General features: G+C 65.0%; 21 protein-coding genes. 7 read left to right on the forward strand and 14 right to left on the reverse strand.

From position 1 onward, the window contains the following. Positions 1-156 precede the first annotated feature (156 nt). From guaB to guaA, 3 genes are read left to right on the forward strand one after another with little or no spacing between them, the layout of a single operon-like run. On the forward strand, positions 157-1,620 hold the full coding sequence (guaB, locus tag MK313_RS08160; protein WP_008944392.1) for an IMP dehydrogenase: 1,464 nt from the start codon (positions 157-159) through the stop codon (positions 1,618-1,620). Positions 1,621-1,652: 32 nt separating this feature from the next. Continuing rightward, the gene (locus MK313_RS08165; protein ID WP_287780790.1) at positions 1,653-2,324 is read left to right on the forward strand and encodes a GNAT family N-acetyltransferase; all 672 of its coding nucleotides are present in this window, start codon (positions 1,653-1,655) and stop codon (positions 2,322-2,324) included. Between the two features lie 13 nt (positions 2,325-2,337). After that, positions 2,338-3,885, forward strand: a complete 1,548-nt coding sequence (gene guaA, locus MK313_RS08170) for a glutamine-hydrolyzing GMP synthase (protein ID WP_287780791.1) — start codon at positions 2,338-2,340, stop codon at positions 3,883-3,885. A gap of 4 nt (positions 3,886-3,889) precedes the next feature. Here the strand turns inward: guaA and MK313_RS08175 are convergent, their stop codons facing one another. Next, the gene (locus tag MK313_RS08175; RefSeq protein WP_287780792.1) at positions 3,890-4,306 is read right to left on the reverse strand and encodes a type II toxin-antitoxin system VapC family toxin; all 417 of its coding nucleotides are present in this window, start codon (positions 4,304-4,306) and stop codon (positions 3,890-3,892) included. Continuing rightward, positions 4,303-4,569: a FitA-like ribbon-helix-helix domain-containing protein gene (locus MK313_RS08180; RefSeq protein ID WP_287780793.1), complete on the reverse strand. Its 267-nt coding sequence runs from the start codon at positions 4,567-4,569 to the stop codon at positions 4,303-4,305. Before MK313_RS08180 ends, MK313_RS08175 begins: the two co-directional genes overlap by 4 nt. Before the next feature lie 317 nt (positions 4,570-4,886). Here MK313_RS08180 and MK313_RS08185 point away from each other — a divergent pair, with 317 nt between their 5' ends. Next, positions 4,887-5,834, forward strand: coding sequence for a hypothetical protein (locus MK313_RS08185; protein WP_287780794.1), 948 nt, complete (start codon positions 4,887-4,889; stop codon positions 5,832-5,834). A 57-nt stretch (positions 5,835-5,891) separates the two neighbouring features. Here MK313_RS08185 and MK313_RS08190 read toward each other — a convergent pair whose 3' ends face one another. From MK313_RS08190 to MK313_RS08215, 6 genes are all read right to left on the reverse strand, one after another. Beyond that, positions 5,892-6,770, reverse strand: a complete 879-nt coding sequence (locus MK313_RS08190) for a sigma-70 family RNA polymerase sigma factor (RefSeq protein WP_287780795.1) — start codon at positions 6,768-6,770, stop codon at positions 5,892-5,894. Next, positions 6,767-7,225 (reverse strand): carboxymuconolactone decarboxylase family protein, encoded by a 459-nt coding sequence (locus MK313_RS08195; protein WP_121220510.1) that lies wholly within the window; start codon positions 7,223-7,225, stop codon positions 6,767-6,769. The genes MK313_RS08190 and MK313_RS08195 overlap by 4 nt, the downstream gene beginning before the upstream one ends. Before the next feature lie 92 nt (positions 7,226-7,317). Continuing rightward, positions 7,318-7,824, reverse strand: coding sequence for a peptide-methionine (S)-S-oxide reductase MsrA (gene msrA, locus MK313_RS08200; RefSeq protein WP_287780804.1), 507 nt, complete (start codon positions 7,822-7,824; stop codon positions 7,318-7,320). Positions 7,825-7,840: 16 nt separating this feature from the next. Continuing rightward, positions 7,841-8,284 (reverse strand): peptide-methionine (R)-S-oxide reductase MsrB, encoded by a 444-nt coding sequence (gene msrB / locus MK313_RS08205; protein ID WP_287780796.1) that lies wholly within the window; start codon positions 8,282-8,284, stop codon positions 7,841-7,843. Positions 8,285-8,395: 111 nt separating this feature from the next. Next, the gene (locus MK313_RS08210) at positions 8,396-9,205 is read right to left on the reverse strand and encodes a B12-binding domain-containing protein (protein ID WP_287780797.1); all 810 of its coding nucleotides are present in this window, start codon (positions 9,203-9,205) and stop codon (positions 8,396-8,398) included. A 275-nt stretch (positions 9,206-9,480) separates the two neighbouring features. Then, a complete protein-coding gene (locus MK313_RS08215) occupies positions 9,481-11,364 on the reverse strand; it encodes a 1-deoxy-D-xylulose-5-phosphate synthase (protein WP_287780798.1) in 1,884 nt (627 codons plus the stop codon). A 438-nt stretch (positions 11,365-11,802) separates the two neighbouring features. Between MK313_RS08215 and MK313_RS08220 the strand changes: the two genes are divergently transcribed. After that, entirely contained in the window at positions 11,803-12,252 is a 450-nt protein-coding gene (locus tag MK313_RS08220; RefSeq protein ID WP_121220516.1) for a TspO/MBR family protein, read from the forward strand. Here MK313_RS08220 and MK313_RS08225 read toward each other — a convergent pair. The 6 genes from MK313_RS08225 to MK313_RS08250 all read right to left on the reverse strand — a co-directional run bounded on the left by MK313_RS08225 (position 12,219) and on the right by MK313_RS08250 (position 18,568). Continuing rightward, positions 12,219-12,512, reverse strand: coding sequence for a hypothetical protein (locus MK313_RS08225; protein ID WP_008944405.1), 294 nt, complete (start codon positions 12,510-12,512; stop codon positions 12,219-12,221). The two genes, MK313_RS08220 and MK313_RS08225, sit on opposite strands and share 34 nt — an antisense overlap. After that, positions 12,509-13,720: a geranylgeranyl diphosphate reductase gene (locus MK313_RS08230; RefSeq protein ID WP_287780800.1), complete on the reverse strand. Its 1,212-nt coding sequence runs from the start codon at positions 13,718-13,720 to the stop codon at positions 12,509-12,511. The genes MK313_RS08225 and MK313_RS08230 overlap by 4 nt, the downstream gene beginning before the upstream one ends. 33 nt (positions 13,721-13,753) lie before the next feature. Continuing rightward, the gene (locus MK313_RS08235; RefSeq protein ID WP_287780802.1) at positions 13,754-15,115 is read right to left on the reverse strand and encodes a BCD family MFS transporter; all 1,362 of its coding nucleotides are present in this window, start codon (positions 15,113-15,115) and stop codon (positions 13,754-13,756) included. A gap of 21 nt (positions 15,116-15,136) precedes the next feature. Beyond that, positions 15,137-16,060 (reverse strand): chlorophyll synthase ChlG, encoded by a 924-nt coding sequence (gene chlG / locus MK313_RS08240; RefSeq protein WP_322098631.1) that lies wholly within the window; start codon positions 16,058-16,060, stop codon positions 15,137-15,139. 85 nt (positions 16,061-16,145) lie between these two features. Then, a complete protein-coding gene (gene ppsR / locus MK313_RS08245) occupies positions 16,146-17,507 on the reverse strand; it encodes a transcriptional regulator PpsR (RefSeq protein WP_008944409.1) in 1,362 nt (453 codons plus the stop codon). 80 nt (positions 17,508-17,587) lie between these two features. Then, entirely contained in the window at positions 17,588-18,568 is a 981-nt protein-coding gene (locus MK313_RS08250; RefSeq protein ID WP_287780806.1) for a cobalamin-binding protein, read from the reverse strand. Between the two features lie 246 nt (positions 18,569-18,814). On the opposite strand from MK313_RS08250, the gene bchF reads away from it, so the two are divergent. Next, positions 18,815-19,339, forward strand: coding sequence for a 2-vinyl bacteriochlorophyllide hydratase (bchF, locus tag MK313_RS08255; protein ID WP_121220530.1), 525 nt, complete (start codon positions 18,815-18,817; stop codon positions 19,337-19,339). Continuing rightward, a partial coding sequence (locus tag MK313_RS08260) for a ferredoxin:protochlorophyllide reductase (ATP-dependent) subunit N (protein ID WP_416054116.1) occupies positions 19,336-20,055 on the forward strand: 720 nt, incomplete at its 3' end. The genes bchF and MK313_RS08260, both read left to right, overlap by 4 nt.

Here is a 20,055-nt window from a genome sequence, read left to right on the forward strand (position 1 = left end):
TCAAAATTCATGAATTTTTGTACGCACACGCCGTTGCATGCCGGCGTGTGGGCCATGCGATGGCGGTGCGACAGAAAAGCCGGCAATCATCCTCATCTGGGCCTTCACACAGCGCGGCACTGGTGTATAGTGCGGCCCCGTTTGCATGGAGGCGCAATGCAGATCCGTGACGCGCTGACCTTCGACGATGTGCTGCTTGAGCCGGCCAGATCGCAGGTCATGCCCACCGAGGTGGACACCCGTACCCGTCTCACCCGGTCCATCGAGCTTGGAATTCCGCTGATTTCGTCCGCCATGGACACCGTGACCGAGGGCCGCCTGGCGATTGCCATGGCACAGGCCGGCGGCATTGGCGTTGTCCATCGCAACCTGTCGATCGAGCGGCAGGCCGAGGAGGTCCGGCGGGTCAAGAAATTCGAATCCGGCATGGTCATCAACCCGGTGACCATCGACCCCGACGCCACGCTGGGCGAGGCGCTGGGCCTGATGGCACAGCACCATATCTCCGGCATTCCGGTCGTCGAGAAGGCATCGGGCAAGCTGGCCGGCATCCTGACCAACCGCGATGTCCGCTTCGCCCGCAACACGGCGCAGCCGGTGCGCGAGCTGATGACCAAGGACAATCTTGTCACCGTCCGCGAAGGCATCGAGAGCGAGCAGGCCAAGGAGCTGCTGCATCGCCACCGCATCGAGAAGCTGCTGGTGGTCGATGATGCCTATCGCTGCATCGGCCTGATCACCGTGAAGGATATGGAGAAGGCGCAGCTGCACCCGTCCGCCACCAAGGACGCCAAGGGCCGCCTGCGCGCCGCTGCCGCTGTTGGCACCGGCGACGAGGCGCTGGCCCGGGCCGAGGCGTTGTTCGATGCCGAGGTGGATGTGCTGGTGGTCGATACCGCGCATGGCCATTCGCAGAAGGTCATCGACACGGTCGGCAAGGTGCGCAAGCTGTCCAACTACACCCAGGTCATTGCCGGCAATGTCGCCACGGCGGATGCCGCCAGGGCGCTGATCGATGCCGGGGCGGATGCCATCAAGGTCGGCATCGGGCCGGGCTCCATCTGCACCACCCGCATCGTCGCCGGTGTGGGCGTGCCGCAGCTGACCGCGATCATCGACACCAGTGCCGTCTGCCGTGAACGCGGCGTGCCGGCCATCGCCGATGGCGGCATCAAATTCTCCGGCGACCTGGCGAAGGCCATCGCGGCGGGTGCCGATGTGGCGATGATCGGCTCGCTGTTCGCCGGCACCGACGAAAGCCCCGGCGAGGTGTTCCTCTATAATGGCCGGTCCTACAAATCCTATCGCGGCATGGGGTCGGTCGGCGCCATGGCGCGCGGCTCGGCGGACCGCTACTTCCAGCAGGAAGTGAAGGACACGCTGAAGCTGGTGCCGGAAGGCATCGAGGGTCAGGTGCCCTACAAGGGGCCGCTGGGCGCAGTCGTGCACCAGCTGGTCGGCGGGCTGAAGGCGGCGATGGGCTATACCGGCAGCCAGACCATCCAGGATCTGCAGGCCAATGCCCGGTTCGTGAAGATCACCAATGCCGGCCTGCGCGAGAGCCACGTCCATGACGTGACCATCACCCGGGAGGCGCCGAACTACCGCAGCGAAGGCTGACGGGTAGGGGACAGGAGCAGCGGCAGGACAGCGTGAGCGACAGCGGCCAGCAGCATATTCTCAGTGTTCGCGTCGCCGAGCTGGACGACGCCTTCGGGGTGGCGCGCGTGCAGCTGCGCAGCCTGGTCGGCAAGCCGGTGCCGGATGACGCCTTCGAGGATTTCGCGGACGTCCGCGCCGCCGCCTTCTGGGGCGAGGTGATCGAGAGCACCAACAACATGGTGCTGGTCGCCGTGCTGGCGCCCCCAGCCCAGCCTCAGCCCGCGGACTCCGTAAAGAAGCCTTCCGAAAAGAAGGGCAAGGCGTCCAAGGACAAACCGGCGGAAGAGAGTATCGTCGGCTTTATCGCCTTCGGGCCGCCCCGGTCCGAGGAGGATGCGGCGCTGGATGCGGAGATATACGCCATCCACGCCGATCCCGGCCATCGCCGACAGGGGGTGGGCCGCCGCCTGCTGGCCTCTGCCTTCAAGGCGATGGCGGCGGTCGGCCAGCTGTCCGTGCGCGCCTGGGCGCCGTCGGACAACGAACCGGCGGAAAGCTTCTATCTGCGTTTCGGGGCCGCCCCCGGCCAGCGCATGCTCGCCCAGATCGGCGAGGAGGAAGTGCCCGAAACCGCCTATGACTGGATCGATGTGCGCCGCGTCATCCCGCGCCTCGACAATCCGCTCGACCGGCCCCATCACAGATCGTCCGAAGAGAATTGAGAACGAGCCCGCCATGACAGACCGCATCCTGATCCTCGATTTCGGCAGCCAGGTCACGCAGCTCATCGCCCGGCGGGTGCGCGAGGCCGGCGTCTATTGCGAGATATTCCCCTTCAATGTCGATCCCGCCCGCATCCGGGAGTTTGGCCCGAAGGCGATCATCCTGTCCGGCGGGCCGGCCAGCCCGGCGGAGGAGGGCAGCCCCCGCGCGCCGCAGCTGGTGTTCGACATGGGTGTGCCGCTGCTGGGCATCTGCTATGGCCAGATGACCATGGCAGCCCAGCTGGGCGGCACGGTGGAAAGCGGCCATCACCGCGAATTCGGCCGCGCGCTGCTGGATGTCAAGGAGCCCTCCGGCCTGTTCGATGGCGTCTGGGCGCCGGGCGAAAAGCATACGGTGTGGATGAGCCATGGCGACCGCATCACGCAGCTGCCCCCCGGCTTCAAGGTGAAGGGCGTGTCGCAGAACGCGCCCTATGCGCTGATCGAGGATGAGGGCCGGCACTATTACGGCCTGATGTTCCACCCGGAGGTGGTGCACACGCCGGACGGCGCGAAGCTGATCCACAATTTCGTGCTGAACGTCGCCGGCTGCAGGGGCGACTGGACCATGGCCGCCTTCCGCCAGCAGGCGGTGGAGGCGATCCGCAAACAGGTCGGCTCCGGCCGGGTGATCTGCGGCCTGTCCGGCGGTGTCGATTCCTCGGTGGCGGCGATCCTGATCCATGAGGCCATCGGCGACCAGCTGACCTGCGTGTTCGTCGATCATGGCCTCATGCGCCTCAACGAGGCGGAAGAGGTCGTGACCATGTTCCGCGACCATTACAACATCCCGCTGGTGCATGTGGATGCCAGCGACACCTTCATCGGCGCGCTGGAAGGCCAGAGCGACCCGGAGGTGAAGCGCAAGACCATCGGCCGGCTGTTCATCGACGTGTTCGAGGCCGAGGCGAAGAAGATCGGCGGCGCCGATTTCCTGGCCCAGGGCACGCTCTACCCGGATGTGATCGAGAGCGTTTCCTTCACCGGCGGCCCCAGCGTGACCATCAAGTCGCACCACAATGTCGGCGGCCTGCCCGCGCGCATGAACATGAAGCTGGTGGAACCGCTGCGCGAGCTGTTCAAGGACGAGGTGCGCGCGCTGGGCCGCGAGCTGGGCCTGCCCGACCGCTTCGTCGGCCGCCACCCCTTCCCGGGGCCGGGCCTCGCCATCCGCTGCCCCGGCGGCGTGACGCGCGAGAAGCTGGACATTCTGCGCCAGGCCGATGCGGTCTATCTCGACGAGATCCGCAAGGCCGGCCTGTATGACGCGATCTGGCAGGCCTTCGCCGTGCTGCTGCCGGTGCAGACCGTGGGCGTGATGGGCGACGGGCGGACCTACGAGTTCGTCTGCGCGCTGCGCGCCGTCACCTCGGTCGATGGCATGACCGCCGATTTCTACCATTTCGACATGGAATTCCTGTCCCGCGTCGCCACCCGCATCATCAACGAGGTGAAGGGCGTCAACCGCGTGACCTACGACATCACTTCCAAGCCCCCCGGAACCATCGAGTGGGAGTGAGGGCTTAGGCCTTCCAAGGGTCGATTACGGTCAGTCCCGCAGCGGTAAAGGCGCTGTTGTCTCGCGTGGCCACGGCGAAGCCGTGCGCGGCGGCAATCGCGGCGATGTAGCCATCTGGCGTCGGGAAGCCTCGCCCGGCGGTGCGGGCCTGCACCGCGAGATCGGCATAGTGCCGCGCCGCTTCCGTGTCGAAGGGCAGGATGCGGTCGGCGAACTGGCTCAACAGCCGCGCGATCCGTTCTGCCAGCGTTTCTTTTCGCTTGCCCTTGGGGAGCACGCCGATGCCGAAGAGAAGTTCGGCGACGGTGATGCTGGACAGGAACAGCGTCTCCGCCGCCTGAGCGTCGAGCCAGGCGAGAACCGATGGGTGGGGCTCAGGCTTGATCGCCTCCGAGACGATATTGGTATCGAGCAGGATCATTCGAACTTGAAGGGCTCGGCGGGGCGGGTGTCGCGGACTTGTTCGAGGGATTCCTCCAGCGCCTCGACATCGGCATTGGTGAGCCCCATCTTCCGGCTAACATCCGCCATGGCCGTGCCGAGTCGCAAGCGTCCCTCGGGGCGTACGGCGGCCTCCAGAATGGCGCGCATCTCCGCTTCCGCGCTGCGATTATGCTGCGCCGCGCGGACTTTCAGCGCGCGATGCACTTCCTCCGGGAGATTGCGAATGGTGACAGCAGCCATGATGGCAACCTGCGGTGATTCATTGTTATGCTATCAATATGATGGCGATGATAGCAATCTTCAAGGGAGTGTATTAAATGAGGCGAAACGTGTGAACCGCGTGATCTATGATATCACTCGCAAGACCTCAGTGGACGGTCATGCGGAATAAAAAATAATGTTCTCTTCTTGCGGAAAATAATATCTCAAAATATTCAATTGTGATGCATTTAGTTGCCTTGTGTCGTCTCATTGTATTTGACTATTTTTCTCCAAGCTTGATGTTCTATGCGAACAGGAAAATCCTGTAAGTAGCTTTCATCACGCGTTGGAAGGTCATGGCCCGTATCGTATACCTCGACCAGAACGCTTGGATAGAGCTTGCGAAAGGCTCTTGGGAGAAGGAGCGCTACCCCAAGGAATATGAAGCGCTGGCGAAAGTTGTCGATCTCGTCCGTTCTGGTTCGATCGTGGTGCCGCTGACCTTCGCCAACATCTACGAAACTTTAAAAACCAATGTTCCTGGTAGGCGCGTCAACTTAGCGCTCGTTCAGTCACTGATCAGCGGCGGGTGGGTTTTTCGAGGAAGGCGTCGAGTTTTCACTGAGACCCTAGCCGCCTACCTCGCCACTAAGTCAGAGATTCTCCGCCCTGATTTGCCACAAAGTTGGTTTCTTTCCGATGTTTGGTTGGAGGCCGTAGCGGATTACACTCCGGAAATCTACGGCTTGGAGGTGCCAGCACGAGTGATTAACTCCATACAGCGAGATCCGGGCCGTGCGCTGTTCGATTGTCTAGCGTTCAGTGACGACGATTTCCGGCGCGGAGTCATTCAACGCTACAGCGCAGCCTCAGCTGACCTAATTGCCCGCATTGAGTATCGCCGCGCTCGTGTCGCTAGCGAGCCGATTTCCGTTAGAAAACGCGCATATGGGGCGGGTCTTATCATCGACGAGTTCGACTTTATACTGTCGATTGCACAAGATTTGGGGCTCGGTTGGTCGACGGTCAGTGACATCGGCTCCTCGCTGATACGCAGCATCGCAGTCGACGTGCCAGTCTTGAATATCGAGCGTGAACTGGCCGTCCGGCTTGAGGATCAAGGGCGAGCAATCTCAGAGAATGATTTGCGGGACATGATGTCGTTCATAACAGTGTTGCCCTTTGCAGACATCGTTGTTGCGGAGAAGCAATTCGTAAACCTGTCCCGCCAAGCGCGTCTGGACGAGCGCTACGACACAAGGATGCTGACTTCAATCTTCGCCTTTCTAGAAGACGAAGGGTAGCATTTGAGCTAGTCGGTATCACCGTGACCTGATTCTATTACAAAGTAGAAATCCCCCTCACACTCCCACCTCATCCACCAGCCGGGCGAGCTTGTCCGGGTTGCGGGTGATGTAGATGGCGGCGATGCGGCCATCGCGTATGTCGAAGGCGGTTGTCTGCAGGATGCCATCGCGCTCGCGGCTGAGATAGCCGGGCAGCCCGTCGATGCGCAGCGGGCGGATCAGCACGATCTGCTCCGGGCTGTATTTACGCCTTAAGCCCGCATAGAGCCGCAGGATGCGCGCCAGCCCCCGGATCGGGTTGTGGAAGGCGATCACCTTGCCGCCGCCATCGGCGTGCAGCACCGCATCCTCGGCCAGCAGGGTGCTCAAGCCCTGCACATCCCCCTTCGAGGAGGCGTCGAAGAAGGCGCGGGCCAGCCGCTCCCCTTCCTCCCGCCCGACCTCGTAGCGCGGCCGGGCCTCGCGTACATGCCGGCGGGCGCGCGAGGCCAGCTGGCGCACGGCGGCGGGTTCGCGCTCCAGCGTCGCCGCCACCTCGCCCAGCGGCACCCCGAACACGTCATGCAGCAGGAAGGCGGCGCGCTCCAGCGGCGACAGCCGTTCCAGCGCCAGCATCAGGGTCAGGGTCAGCTCGTCCGCGCGGGGCTCCTCCTCCGGCGGCTCGGCGACCGGCTCCGGCAGCCAGGGGCCGATATAGGTCTCGCGCCGGGCGCGGGCGGATTTCAGCGCATCCAGGCACAGCCTTGTGACGATGCGGCTGAGATAGGCCGCCGGCTCCGCGACGGTGCTGCGGTCGGCCGCCTGCCAGCGCAGCCAGGCCTCCTGCACGATATCCTCGGATTCCGCGCGGGAGCCCAGCATGCGGTAGGCAAGACGCAGCAGCCGGGGCCGCTGCGCCTCGAACGGGCCGGTGAGGGCGGCCTGCGCGCTCAAGCGGCTGCCTTGTCCACCGGATGCGCCGCGCGGAAGCCGACCTGCAGCCGGTTCCACACATTGATCGCGCCGATGGCGATGGTCAGGTCCACCTGTTCCTCCTCGCTGAACTCGGCCTTTACCAGGGCGTAATCCTCGTCCGGCGCGCCGGTTTCGGCAAGCAGGGTCAGCGCCTCGGTCCAGGCCAAGGCGGCGCGCTCGCGCGGCGTATAGAGCGAGGATTCGCGCCAGGCATTCAGCATGTAGAGGCGCATCTCGGTCTCGCCGGAGGCGCGCAGCCAGGTCGAATGCATGTGGATGCAGAAGGCGCAGCCATTGATCTGCGAGGCCCGCAGCTTCACCAGCTCCAGCAGCCCATGATCGAGGCTGCATTTGGAGAGGGCTCCCTCCAGCGCCACCATGGCCTTGATCGGGCCGGTACCAAGCCCGTGCGGGTTGTTCAGACGCGGTGTCATTGTCGCTTCCTCTCGTCGGGTTAAACAGGGTCGATGCCTGCCTGACGAGACAGAAGGGCGGAATGTGACACGCGCGCCTGAATTTTTTCGTCTTACTCCGCCGCGTTGCGCTTCGGCAGCACCCAGTTGGGGCGCGGGAAGTGGCAGGTATAGCCGTTGGGGTAGCGTTCCAGGTAATCCTGATGCTCCGGCTCGGCCTGCCAGAAATCGCCGGCAGGATCGACCTCCGTCACCACCCTGCCGGGCCACAGGCCGGAGGCGTTCACATCGGCGATGGTGTCCAGCGCCACGCGGTGCTGTTCCTCGTTCAGATAATAGATCGCCGAACGGTAGGAGGGGCCGCGATCATTGCCCTGGCGGTTCGGCGTCGTCGGGTCGTGGATCTGGAAGAAATATTCCAGGATGCGGCGGTAGCTGGTGACCGCCGGGTCGAAGACGATCTCGATGCCCTCGGCATGGCTGCCGTGGTTGCGGTAGGTCGCGTTCGGCACGTCGCCGCCGGTATAGCCGACGCGGGTGGACAGGATGCCGGGCTGCCGGCGGATGAGGTCCTGCATGCCCCAGAAGCAGCCGCCGGCCAGAATCGCTTTCTCGGTCATCGCTTTTTCGGTCATGTCAGTTCTCCTTCACCTGGTCCAGATAGGCGCCATAGCCTTCTTCCTCCATGCGGTCGCGCGGGATGAAGCGCAGCGAGGCGGAATTGATGCAGTAGCGCAGGCCCCCGCGGTCGCGCGGCCCGTCCGGGAAGACATGGCCCAGATGGCTGTCGCCATGGGCGGAGCGCACCTCGATGCGGATCATGCCGTGGCTGGTGTCGCGCAGCTCCGCCACATTCGCCGGCTCGACCGGTTTGGTGAAGCTGGGCCAGCCGCAGCCGGATTCGAACTTGTCGGTGGAGACGAACAGCGGTTCGCCGGAGACGATATCGACATACAGGCCGGGCTGCTTGTTGTCGTTATATTCGCCGGTGAAGGGGCGTTCGGTGCCGTTCTCCTGCGTCACCCGGTACTGTTCGGGCGTCAGCCGGGCGATGGCGTCCTTGGTCTTGGCGTAGCGCATGGGAATCCCTCTACGGGCTGCGGAAATCTGCATCCAATATGGGGTAGGTACGCCCGCCTGCCAAAGCACGCATCACGGTTATTTGAAGATTGCCCGGTTCAGGCCCCGGTTTTATGCCCGGATGCTGTCGGCGTAGCTGACGACCTGCAGCGCCGACTGCGCCACGATGTCCGCCCCGATGCGGTTGAAGGCATCGGGGTTGGCCAGCACGGCCGGGCCGCCGACCGCGATCTTCAGGCGCCTGGGGCTGGGGGTGGCGTGGATGCGCCGGATCGTCCGGGTGCATTCCTCCACCTGGTCCACCTGCCCGACGGAAATACCCAGCAGGTGATAGGGCGTGTTGGACAGGCGCTTGTGGATGGTGTCGTCCAGCTCCGTATCGACACCGCCATCGACCACCCAGCCCATCTCTCGGAAGCAGCTGGCCACGATTGCCACGCCGATGGTGTGGGCGGCCTTGCCGGTGCGCGCCAGCAGCACCCGGCGGACGGGCCGGTCGTCCTGCGACTGCGTCCGCTGGATGGACAGGTGTGACAGATGGTTGATGATCATGGAGAGCCGGGTGGAGGCCACCGCGACCAGCATGAAATCGATCTCGTCGTCGCACCACTGGTCGCCTAGCCGTGCCGCGACCGGCGAGAACAGGTGGATCGCCAGGGTCTGCATCGGCACGCCGCTGGCCTGCAGCTCCTCGATCATCGCCCGGTGCGCGCGCGGGTCGATGTCGATCAGCGCTTCCTTGAGGGCGTTGCGATAGGAAATGGCCTTGTCTGTTCCCGGCAGCTGGCTGGCAACGGGGTCCTGTTCGGGATACAGCCTCGGGTCGAAATCCAGTCCGCACAGACCCGCCTCAGCGCCGGCGTCGGCATTCGCTTTCGGCGGCTCCGCCTGAGGAATTTCCGGATGGCCGGCTCCGACCATGCGCGAAACCGATTTCCGGATGGCGTTTTCGAGAACCCCGTGGTCCCTGGCGCTCAAATGTTCAGCGCCGTGAAATCTGCCAGTCTGACCAGTATCCGAGTCTATCGGCTGGTTCGAGGACTGGTTATCCGCACCTGATGGCCGGCCTGAATTGTCATTGGCCATTTCCCCCTCCCGTTATTCGGTCCAGGTGGTCTGGCGCCTCCTTGGTTAAGCGTATCCTAACGCTCTGTCGGCACCGAAAGCAATGCACCTTGGGACCCGGTCTTCTGTCACTACTCCGCTACCTGAACCCGTCTGACATGCCGGCCGTTCAACTGGCGTGCTGCCAGGGGCACCACGCTTCTGGCGGCCAGCACATCCCGCACAAGTAGGGCGATGTGGTGCGCGCTCAACCCGGCGTCTTCGTACATTTCCTCCGGTGAGGCCTGCGCGATGAACCGGTCGGGCAGGGTCATGGTGCGCAGCGCGCAACGGGAACCCAGATGCCCGTCCAGCAGCCCCCGCCCGGCGAGATGGCCGAGCACAAGGGCCGCGAAGCCGCCGCTCGCTCCTTCCTCTATGGTCACCAGCAGCTCATGGGTCTCGTACAGCTCTTCCAGCAGCCCGGTATCCAACGGCTTGGCGAAGCGCGCATCCGCTACCGTCACCGGAATACCGTGCGTGGCCAGCATCTGCCGGGCCATCAGGCATTCGCCCAGCCGGCCACCGAAGGACAGCAGCGCCACCGTGCCGCCAGCCGCCACCACGCGGCCCTTGCCGATGGGCAGCGGTACGCCGGTCTCGGGCATGGCCACGCCGGTGCCTTCGCCACGGGGATAGCGGAAGGCAATCGGTCCGCTGTCATGCGCAGCGGCTGTCGCCACCATGTTCACCAGCTCTGCCTCGTCGCTGGCCGCCATGACGGTGAAGCCGGGCAGGTTCGCCAGGTAACCCACATCGAAGGCGCCGGCATGGGTCGGGCCGTCGGCGCCGACCAGCCCGGCGCGGTCAATGGCGAAGCGGACCGGCAGCCCCTGCAGGGCGACATCATGGACGATCTGGTCGTAGCCGCGCTGCAGGAAGGTGGAATAGATCGCGCAGAATGGCTTCATGCCGCCGGCCGCCAGCCCGGCGGCGAAGGTCACGGCATGCTGCTCTGCGATGCCGACATCGAAGGCGCGGTTGGGGAAGTGCCGGCGGAAGATATCGACGCCAGTGCCGGCCTCCATCGCGGCGGTGATGGCGATGATGCGGCTGTCCTTCTCCGCCTCCTTCACCAGCGCGCCGGCGAATACCTTTGTGTAGCTGGGCGCCGTGGCGGCGGCCTTCGCCTGCTGCCCGGTTTCGACATCGAACTTGGCAACGCCATGATATTTGTCCGCCGAGGTTTCGGCGGCATCGTAGCCCGCCCCCTTGCGGGTGATTGCATGCAGCAGCACCGGGCCTGTGGCCTCCTCCCTGAGGGACCGCAGGCTTTCCAGCAATCCGGGCAGGTCATGACCATCCACCGGCCCGTGATAGGCAAAGCCCATCTGCGCGAAGAAGCTGCGCTCTTCGCCGGGCCGCGCGCCGAGTTCTGCCAGATAGGTCGCGAACGCCCCGGTGGACGGGCTGATCGACATGGCGTTGTCGTTCAGGATGACGAAGATGCGCTTGCCCAGCGCGCCGGCATTGTTGATCGCCTCGAAAGCCATGCCGGCCGACATGGCGCCATCGCCGATGACACAGACCACATCGCCCGGATCGCCGCCCAGCTCCCGCGCCATGGCGAAGCCAAGGCCGGCGGAGATGGAGGTGGAGGAATGCGCGGCCCCGAAGGGATCGTAGGGGCTTTCGGCGCGCCGGGTGAAGCCGGAGGGACCATCTTTCTTGCGCAGGCCCAGCATGCGCTCGCGGCGTCCGGTCAGAATCTTGTGCGGGTAGCACTGATGGCTGACATCCCAGATCAGCTTGTCGTGCGGCGTGTCGAAAATCGCGTGGATTGCCAGCGTCAGCTCGATGACGCCAAGGCTGGAACCGAGGTGCCCGCCGGTCCTGGAGACGATGCGGATCGTCTCGGCCCGCAATTCGCCGGCAAGCCGGACCAGCGTCTCGGAGTCCATTGTCCGGAGGTCTTTGGGACCGGTCACGCCATCGAGCAGCGGCGTGGCGGTTACCGGTGCTGAAATCAAGCCCATCGCATGTCCTCCCGGCAATGGACCGTCCATTTTAGTTGACGCTTGTCTGGCGCCTTTTCCATTGCGCAGTCCGGTTGTCACCGGTGGGCCTGTCGTCTCGACTTGGTCGTCTCGACCGGGCCTGCCGGCTTCTCACCGCGACCGGGGAAGCTTCTTTCTCCGGTGACCGAACGCCTTGATGCTGAATGAAATCCGCTTTTCAGAAAGGGTGAGCGGCGTATCCCCCAGCACCGGGCGGTGTCGGCCGTCGCAACGTGGACGGTATTATGCTTCCATATTCAGCGAGACTTAATGAACTGTAAACTTTTTTTTACACACACGGTCCGACTTCCGGCATTTCTGTTTCTTGGTAATCCCTCTCCGACAACCTATGTTGACAGCAGACACAAGGGGCAGGGCCGGTTCCCGGATAGGATTGCCCCGGAAAGGCGAAACCGTTTGATCTCCGCAATCGCGTTCATTCTCATCGTGGTCGCCACCGCCTCCAGCGGCGCCATCTTCAAGCCCGGCCCCTGGTACGAGACCCTGCGAAAGCCCGCCTGGACCCCGCCGAAATGGGCGTTCCCGGTGGTCTGGACGATTCTCTACATGATGATCGCCTATGCCGGCTGGATCGTCTGGCAGCAGGCCGGATGGTCTGCGGCGATGCTGGCCTGGGGCGTGCAGATCCTGGCCAATGCCGCCTGGTCCTGGCTGTTCTTCGGGCGGCGGCGCATGGATCTGGCGCTGGCCGATATCGGTGTGCTGTGGCTGTCGGTTGCTGCCTTCATCGTGCTGGCCTGGCCGATCTCGACGCTGGCCGCGCTGCTGTTCCTGCCTTATCTCGTCTGGGTCAGCACGGCGGGCGCGCTGAACTATTCGGTGCTGCGGCTGAATTCCGCCCGCTGACCGGCCAGCCTCTGCAACACATCCAGAGCATGGGCCAGCAGGGAGAGGGCCAGCAGCCCGACGATCCAGACCGCGCCGCCATCCCGCAGCGCTACTCCCAGCGCCAGCAGCAGGCAGGTGCCGGAGGTGGCGTTCGGTGCGAGTGCCCGCAAGCGGTCCAGCGGCCCTGGTGCAAGCGCGCTGAGCAGCGCGGTTTCGGCCCACAGGATCACCACGGCAACCGGCGGCAGCCAGCCGAGCCAGTCGGCGAGCAGCGTCATTTCTGCGCCGCCGGGATGCCGAGCAGCTGGGCGAGGTCCTTGAAGAAGATGCGGATATGGGCGAGCGGATCGCGCCGCGTCAGCTTCTTGTCGAGATAGGATTCCCAGGTCAGGCGCTGGATGTCCGGATCGGCGCACATGGTCACGAATTTCTCGCGCAGCCGGTCGTTGCGGTACCAGACACTCTGCATGATGCCGAGGATCAGGAAGACCCGGCCATGCTCGCGCATAAAGCGGCGGCGGACCTGCTTCAGCGGGGCGGCCTGCCCGCTTGCCAGGCAATCGACGACGGCATCCGCCGCAAGCTGCCCGCACAGCATGGCGTAATAGATGCCCTCGCCGGAGGAGGGCGCCACGGTCCCCGCCGCATCGCCGATCAGCAGGATGTTTCGGCCATTGTCCCAGCGCCGCATCGCCTTCAGCGGCAGCGGTGCGCCTTCCCGCCGGACGGTGCGGCAGTTCTCCATGCCCGAGGCGCGGCGCAGCGCGGCAGTCGCCTGCCGCAGATCGTGGCCCTTCACCGCCGTGCCGGTACCGACCGAGCTGTAGGGCCCGTGCGGAAACACCCAGCCATAGAAATCCGGCGAAATGCGTCCGTCATAGACGACGTCGCAGCGCGCCGGATGGAAGCCCTCTGGTGTCTCACCAACCGGACTCTCGACGATCTCATGATAGGCGAAGACATAGCGCGGCTTTTTGGCGGCGGGAAAGGCCAGCCGGCGCACGGCAGAATTGGCGCCATCAGCGCCGATCACCAGCCGCGCCCGCAAGATCAGGTCGAGGTCCGTCGCGCCGGGTGAAGAACGCGACGGCCTGACCACCAGCGCCATGCAGCCATCCGCCTCCTCTGCCAGCCCGATCAGCCGGCCCGTCACCGGCTCCGCCCCGGCCCGTGCGGCGCGGGCACGCAGCCAGGGGTCGAAGGTCGCGCGGTCCACCATACCGACGAAGCCACGGTCGCCGATCTGCATTTCCACGCTGCGGCCGGAAGGCGCGATGATGCGCGCGCCATGGGCGCGGGACACCAGCTGGCTTTCGGGGATGCTGAAATCCTTTAACGCGCGGGAGGGGATGGCCCCGCCGCACGGCTTGATGCGATCCGCCGGATCGACCAGCGCGACGCGATAGCCCGCCCGCGCCAGCTGTTCGGCGGCGGTGGCGCCGCTCGGCCCGCCGCCGATCACCGCGACGTCATAGAGAGTTTCCATCGTGAACCTCCTGGCGGCTTTAGCCGCCCCCTGTCATTCGGCCGCTACAGGGCCGGGTATATAGCTTTCTGGCTCCGGCTGGGCGCGTCGGGACGGTCCGATGCGCAGCGCCAGCAGGGTCGAGAGCAGGAACAAAGCAGCCTCGCCGCCGAACACCAGCGCGAAGGCTGTCGAATCGAGACCGGTTGCCCAGCGCCCCAGGTCGAAGGCGATGGTGCCGAGCAGCCCACCCAGCCCGAAGGCGATGGCCTGCGCCGCGCCCCAGACGCCCATGCGCATGCCGGCATTCTTTTTCGATCCCTGGCCGGCAAGCTGCATCATCGTGCCGATGGCGGCGACGGCGAAGGCGCCGTTCATCAGGCCGAGCAGGAAGATGTTGGCCTGCAGCGGCCAGGCCGGCGCATGCGAGGCGGACAGCGCCAGCGCCGCCAGCGCCAGACCCGAGCCGGCGCAGCCCCAGACGATGAAATGCCGGGCGATGGCCGGGTTGCGGCGGCCGTAGAGCCAGCCGGAAATGCCGACGATGGCCATGCCCAGCAGCATGCCGGCATGCTGGGTGCCTGACAGCCGGGTGGATTGCCCCGGCGTCATGCCGAACATCAGCCCGGCGAAGGGCTCCAGGATCAGATCCTGCGTCGAATAGGCCAGCATCGACAGGAAGACGAACAGGGTGAATATCCGGGCCTGCCGGTCCTGCCAGACATCGGCCAGGCTGTCGCGGAAGCTGGTCGCTGCCGGGCGCTGCGTCGCTTCAGGCAGGGCCGGCCGGCGCTCCACGCCCCGCACCGCGAGGCAGGCGATGGCAAAGGCAGCCGCCCCGGTCGCCGCCGTCACGGCAATCAGGCGCGGGTGGGAATAGGGTTCCAGCAGGAAGCCGGTGACGATGGAGGTCACGACGATGCCGGCGATCATCATCATCCAGGTGATGGTCGCCGCCGTTGCCCGTCGCTCCGGCGCGGTGCGTGTCGCCAGCAGGGCCAGCAGCGAGGTGCCGCTGGCGCAGATGCCGACGCCGATCAGCACATAGGCTGGAACGGCGACCAGCAGGCCCAGCGCCTGGCTGTGCGCGAAGGCGAGCGGGGACGCTGCCGCCATGGTGCCTGACAGGCCCAGCAGGGCCAGCCCGCCCAGAATCCAGCGCTGCCGCGAGCCGTCCGTGTCGGAACGGTGGCCCCAGACTGGCCGGGAAATCTGCACGGCATAATGGATGCCGACCAGCAGGCCGGGAATCACCGCCGCCAGCCCCAGCTCGACGATCAGCACGCGGTTCAGCGTGGAGTTGGTCAGCACGACGATGGCGCCGAGCGCCGCCTGCACCAGCCCCAGCCGGACGATATCCAGCCAGCCGAGTCCGGCGCTGGCCGGGAGATGGGGGCGGAAGAGGGAAGTACGCATGGCCTCACTCCCTCAGGAAAATTAAACGGGCATCGCCAGTCCGCGCAGCCCGAAGGCCGCGACCATCATGCCGGTGACATACAGGCCGACACCGGCGGCCGAATAGAGGATGGCGCGGCTGACCGGATCGCGCAGGAACCACACCATCAGCAGCAATTGCGCCGCGACCAGCGCCTCGATGAGGATGGCATGACCGTCCAGCCCGGCCATGTGCAGCATGACGATCACGCCGGCCTGTGCCAGGGCGATCACCGCGCAGGCGATCAGCGCGGCCATACCCGCACCATAGCGCGCCGGCAGGCTGCGGATGCCCATCTCGCGGTCGCCGCGGATCGACTTGAAATCGTTCAGCGTCAGGATTCCATGGGCGCCCAGCCCGTAGAGCAGGGCGATGCCGGCCATCGTCCAGGAGGGCGGATGGCCCAGCACGGCGACGGCGGCGGTCAGCCAGGGCAGCGTCTCGTAGCTGAAGCCGACCAGCCCGTTGCCGATCCAGCCATTCTGCTTGAAGCGGAAGGGCGGGGCGCTGTAGGCCCAGGCGAAGGCCAGGCCGAACAGCGCGGCGGTGAACACCCACGGACCGAGCAGCAGCGCCACGGCGGCGGAAATGCCGGACATGGCGATGGCGATATAGAGCCCCCAGCTACCCGGCATGCGGCCCGACGGGATCACCCGGTCCGGTTCGTTGATCGCATCGACATGGCGGTCGAACCAGTCATTCACCGCCTGGCTGGTGCCGCAGATCAGCGGACCGGCCAGCAGGATGCCAAGGGCGACCAGATACCAGCGCTCGCCTATCGGTGCCCCGGCGGCAACGGCCCCGCAGACATAGGCCCACATCGGCGGAAACCAGGTGATCGGCTTCAGCAATGCCAGCACGGCACCCGGCGTCGGTCCCCTGACGGGTGACGGGCCGGTATCGGTCTGTGGGCGAGCCATTTCCATGAGGCGATGCTAAGCTTCGCCCCTTCGGAGTGTCAATTTTAATTTACAGTTTTGGGGAGGCAGTCGTATTGACAGCAGCGGCCTGTCAGGAGGCGGAGGCGGGCCGGTAATCCTCCAGCCCATGCCGGCGTAGCTTGATATAGAGGCTCTGCCGCGACAGACCGAGGATTTCGGCGGCGCCGGCGCGGTTGTTGTTGGTCTGGTCGAGCGCCGCCTCGATGCAGATCTTCTCGATCACATCCAGCGATTCACGGATCAGCTCCTTCAGCGGCACCTTGCCAACCAGGCTGGCAAAACCCTCGGCCTGATCGACGGATCGCGGCGGCGGCAGGGCGATGCGCTCGTTGCTGAGGACCTGCGGGATCACCAGGATCTGCACCGTGCCGGTATCCGGGTTCTGCCGCGCCGAGATTGAGACCTGCCGGTCGCCTGACAGATTGTCGGTCAGCACGGAGGAGAAGCCGCGCACCACGACCTCGTCCACCAGCCGCGAGAAGAGGACGTGGATATCGATGGCGGCCTTGGTGAACCAGGAACCGATATGCCGGCCGATCACCTGGCTGAGCGATGGCGCATGGACGAAGTCGAGGAACAAAGTGTTCGCCGCCTGAATCTGGCCGTCTGCGTCGGTCTGCACCGCGGCCTCGGGCACGCCGGACAGGTCGATGGCGTGACCGACTGCTGGCTCGGCGCCACGCTGCAGGCGGATTTCCTGCGCGCCGGAGGACGGCCACAGCGAGACGAAGAGGTTGGTGACACCATTTTCGCGGTAGGAGCGCAGGCTGAGCGACATCTCCTCGCCCTTGGCGCTCAGAATACTGTCGATCAGCACGGGGCTGGCGCTGTGGCGGGCCTCGCTGATCGCGTCGGTCAGCCGCTCGCGTTCCTGCCTGCCGAAGAAATCGCGCATCGGCTTGCCGGTCAGGCTGCCCTTTCCGGCCCCCAGCAGTGTCAGGGCGGCGGCGTTCGCGTCCAGCACCGACTTGCGGTCGCCATCCAGCATCAGATGGGCGACGGCGGACAGCTTGAAGGCGGTGCGGTAGCGCGCTTCCGCTTCCTGCAGCGCGCGGTAATCCGCCTCCATCGCCATCTGGGTCTCGACCAGGCGCTGCTGGTCGAGCGATTGCTGCCGCAGGTCGCGGCCGATGACCAGCGTGAAAGGCAGCCAGTCGGCCCGGTGGGCGGAATAGACCACCGGCAGGTCGGGCCTGCCGTCAACGCGGTGATTGACCTGATAGCCGCGCGCCGGCCGGTTCTTCGTATCCGGTGCCAGCATCGCCTCGACTTTGGGCACTGACTCGATGGTCACGCAATCGGCCAGGCGCTTGCCGGCGAAGCCGGTCACGCCCCACTCGTCCAGCCTGGGATCGGAAATGCGGATGCTCGATATGATTCCCTTGTCATCGACGAACATGACGATGTCCGCGCCGAGGGAGATCAGGGACACCAGGGCATCCGGGTCAAGCTTCTTCAGGAGGCCGCCATCGACCCCTTGAATTTCGCTCCCAGGATGACCGTTGGGGGGTGTCATGGGCTGAGCCAATCTATGCCGCTTGAGCTTACAATTGCAGTCCTGCCGGTATCCGTCTTTCCGGCAGGAGGGGTGCCTGGTGCACAAGCCTGTTGATTAAGTTCTTCTAGATCATAAAAGCTTTTACAAATCCTGGCAGCTGAATAGACGCTGTCACAGACGCAGTCAATCCCTATTTCTACAAGAAAATCAACGGATTTCAAGGCGGCTGCGCCACCAACCACCAGGGGGAGTCTGCGGCCAGCGCTAAGCCTCCTGATCTGGCTGACGAGGTGCTGGAATTCACCGGCCAGCCGCTCATTGCTCCAGCCAATGCAGACGACATCCGCGCGCGCCACAGTGGCGGCCAGCATGGCGGCATTTTTCGGGCCTGGATCGACCACGGTCCGCGACCAGCCCAGCGTGTCGAACAGCAGGCCCAGCAGATGGGTTGTCAGCGTGTGCTGCTCGCCCTGGGGCGTCATCAGGGCGGCGAAAGGCCTGATCGTGGTGCCAACCGGATTCCGGGTCTCCATGGCAAAGGTCTGGATCAGGTCCTGCAGGCGGGCCGTTCCGATGGTGACATCAATGAAGTCGCAGCTGTCCCCGACCCATCGTTCGCCGAGCTGGCGGGCGGCGGCTTCGATGAACAGCGCCTTCATATAGTCGGGCCGGCCTGCCGGCAGCTTATGCTCGATAAAGGATTTGAGGACGGCCGCCCGCGTGCCCGGCGCCAGAATGAGGTCTTGAAACTGGGCGAGGGGCTTCCGGTAAAGACGGTCGTGTTCCAGACCCAGGTCATACATTGCCGCAAGGTTCCCGGCCATCATGGGCGCCACCGTCCCTTGCAGAATGCGGCGGAGTTTCTCTCTTTCACCCGGTTTTAAGTAAGCGTTCCCGGCTTCACATGCAATAGCGCGCATATGCCAGGCAGCGATATCCGCCGGTCCTGCGAAGGCCGGTTCGTATTCGGCCAAAGCTGTGTCGGTTCTGTCCATCGTCACGGCGCCTCATCCCTCGGGGAGTGGAGTGCCGGCGGGTTTGGGGCTCTTGTGGCGATTTTCATCGCGCCGCGCTTTGCGCCGACAAGCCCGTACACCATGCGCCTAGTTGGCGCGCATGTAAACAATCTTATACGTCAAAGAAAGTTGACACTTCTGAAATCCGGGGTTTACTCTTTCCCAGTCCGGTTCGCCCTTCGTCAGGTACGGCAGGGCGGGCACGGTAGGGAAGGAAGCCTACAGATGGCCCAGATCGAAAAAACGGCCGCTTACAAGGCGCTTTACACGGATGAGGAGCGGCAGCGGCGCGACCGCAGCGTCTGGACATTGGTTCAGGGGGTGCTGGCACCCGTCCAGTTTCTGGCCTTCCTGATCAGCCTGGCCCTCATCCTGCGCTATCTGGCAACCGGCGACGGCCTGGTCGCCGCGCAGGTCTCCATCGTCGTGAAGACGCTGACGCTGTACGCGATCATGGTCACCGGCTCGATCTGGGAGAAGGAGGTGTTCGGCCGATACCTCTTCGCCCGGCCCTTCTTCTGGGAAGATGTCTTTTCCATGCTGGTGCTGGCGCTGCACACCGCCTATCTGCTGTGCCTGTATCTGGATGCGCTGGGCCCGGCCGGGCAGATGGTCCTGGCGCTCGCCGCCTATGCCACCTACGTCGTGAATGCCGGGCAGTTCCTGTGGAAGCTGCGCATGGCGCGGCTGGAGCGCCCCGCTCAGGCTGGTTCCGCGCCGGTCGGGTTGGCCGCGGAGCCGTCCCGATGACCGCCGTACAGAACATGCCGTCACGCGATACCGGGCAGGATGCGGCCTGCCGCTCCGGGCAGCTGATCCGCGAGCGCGGCCAGCACGAGGTGTTCTGCGGCCTGACCTCCATCATGTGGCTGCACCGCAAGATGCAGGACGCCTTCTTCCTGGTGGTCGGCTCCCGCACCTGCGCCCATCTGATCCAGTCCGCCGCCGGCGTGATGATCTTCTCCGAGCCGCGCTTCGCCACGGCGATCATGGAAGAACGCGACCTTGCCGGCATGGCGGACATGCATGACGAACTCGACCGGGTGGTCGAGGAACTGCTGCAGCGCCGGCCCGACATCCGCATGCTGGTACTGGTCGGGTCCTGTCCGTCCGAGGTCATCAAGCTGGATTTGTCGCGCGCGGCGGAACGGCTGAACCGGCGCCTGGCGCCGCGCCACCGTGTGCTCAGCTATTCGGGCAGCGGCATCGAGACGACCTTCACCCAGGGCGAGGATAATTTCCTGGCGGCGCTGGTGGCCGATGGTGCCACCCAGCCGGCGAAGGCAGAGACGGCATCGCTCGTCATCGCCGGCTGCCTGGCCGATGTGGTGGAGGACCAGTTTGCGCGGCTGTTCCGCGATCTCGGCATCGCCGATGTCGCCTTCCTGCCGTCGCGGTCCAGCGAGGCCCTGCCGGCCATCGGCCCGGACACGCGCTATATCATGGCCCAGCCCTATCTCGGTGCC

It is taken from the genome of Oceanibaculum sp., from assembly GCF_022449305.1.
GTDB classification, from domain to species: Bacteria; Pseudomonadota; Alphaproteobacteria; order Oceanibaculales; family Oceanibaculaceae; genus Oceanibaculum; species Oceanibaculum indicum.

Excerpts from the sequence above, each read along its gene's own strand:
- guaB (WP_008944392.1), top strand. The coding sequence starts at position 157 with ATGCAGATCCGTGACGCGCTGACCTTCGACGATGTGCTGCTTGAGCCG.
- guaA (WP_287780791.1), top strand. The coding sequence starts at position 2,338 with ATGACAGACCGCATCCTGATCCTCGATTTCGGCAGCCAGGTCACGCAG.
- MK313_RS08175 (WP_287780792.1), bottom strand. The coding sequence starts at position 4,306 with ATGATCCTGCTCGATACCAATATCGTCTCGGAGGCGATCAAGCCTGAG.
- MK313_RS08180 (WP_287780793.1), bottom strand. The coding sequence starts at position 4,569 with ATGGCTGCTGTCACCATTCGCAATCTCCCGGAGGAAGTGCATCGCGCG.
- MK313_RS08185 (WP_287780794.1), top strand. The coding sequence starts at position 4,887 with ATGGCCCGTATCGTATACCTCGACCAGAACGCTTGGATAGAGCTTGCG.
- MK313_RS08195 (WP_121220510.1), bottom strand. The coding sequence starts at position 7,225 with ATGACACCGCGTCTGAACAACCCGCACGGGCTTGGTACCGGCCCGATC.
- msrA (WP_287780804.1), bottom strand. The coding sequence starts at position 7,824 with ATGACCGAGAAAGCGATTCTGGCCGGCGGCTGCTTCTGGGGCATGCAG.
- msrB (WP_287780796.1), bottom strand. The coding sequence starts at position 8,284 with ATGCGCTACGCCAAGACCAAGGACGCCATCGCCCGGCTGACGCCCGAA.
- MK313_RS08210 (WP_287780797.1), bottom strand. The coding sequence starts at position 9,205 with ATGGTCGGAGCCGGCCATCCGGAAATTCCTCAGGCGGAGCCGCCGAAA.
- MK313_RS08215 (WP_287780798.1), bottom strand. The coding sequence starts at position 11,364 with ATGGGCTTGATTTCAGCACCGGTAACCGCCACGCCGCTGCTCGATGGC.
- MK313_RS08225 (WP_008944405.1), bottom strand. The coding sequence starts at position 12,512 with ATGACGCTGCTCGCCGACTGGCTCGGCTGGCTGCCGCCGGTTGCCGTG.
- MK313_RS08230 (WP_287780800.1), bottom strand. The coding sequence starts at position 13,720 with ATGGAAACTCTCTATGACGTCGCGGTGATCGGCGGCGGGCCGAGCGGC.
- MK313_RS08235 (WP_287780802.1), bottom strand. The coding sequence starts at position 15,115 with ATGCGTACTTCCCTCTTCCGCCCCCATCTCCCGGCCAGCGCCGGACTC.
- chlG (WP_322098631.1), bottom strand. The coding sequence starts at position 16,060 with ATGGAAATGGCTCGCCCACAGACCGATACCGGCCCGTCACCCGTCAGG.
- MK313_RS08250 (WP_287780806.1), bottom strand. The coding sequence starts at position 18,568 with ATGGACAGAACCGACACAGCTTTGGCCGAATACGAACCGGCCTTCGCA.
- bchF (WP_121220530.1), top strand. The coding sequence starts at position 18,815 with ATGGCCCAGATCGAAAAAACGGCCGCTTACAAGGCGCTTTACACGGAT.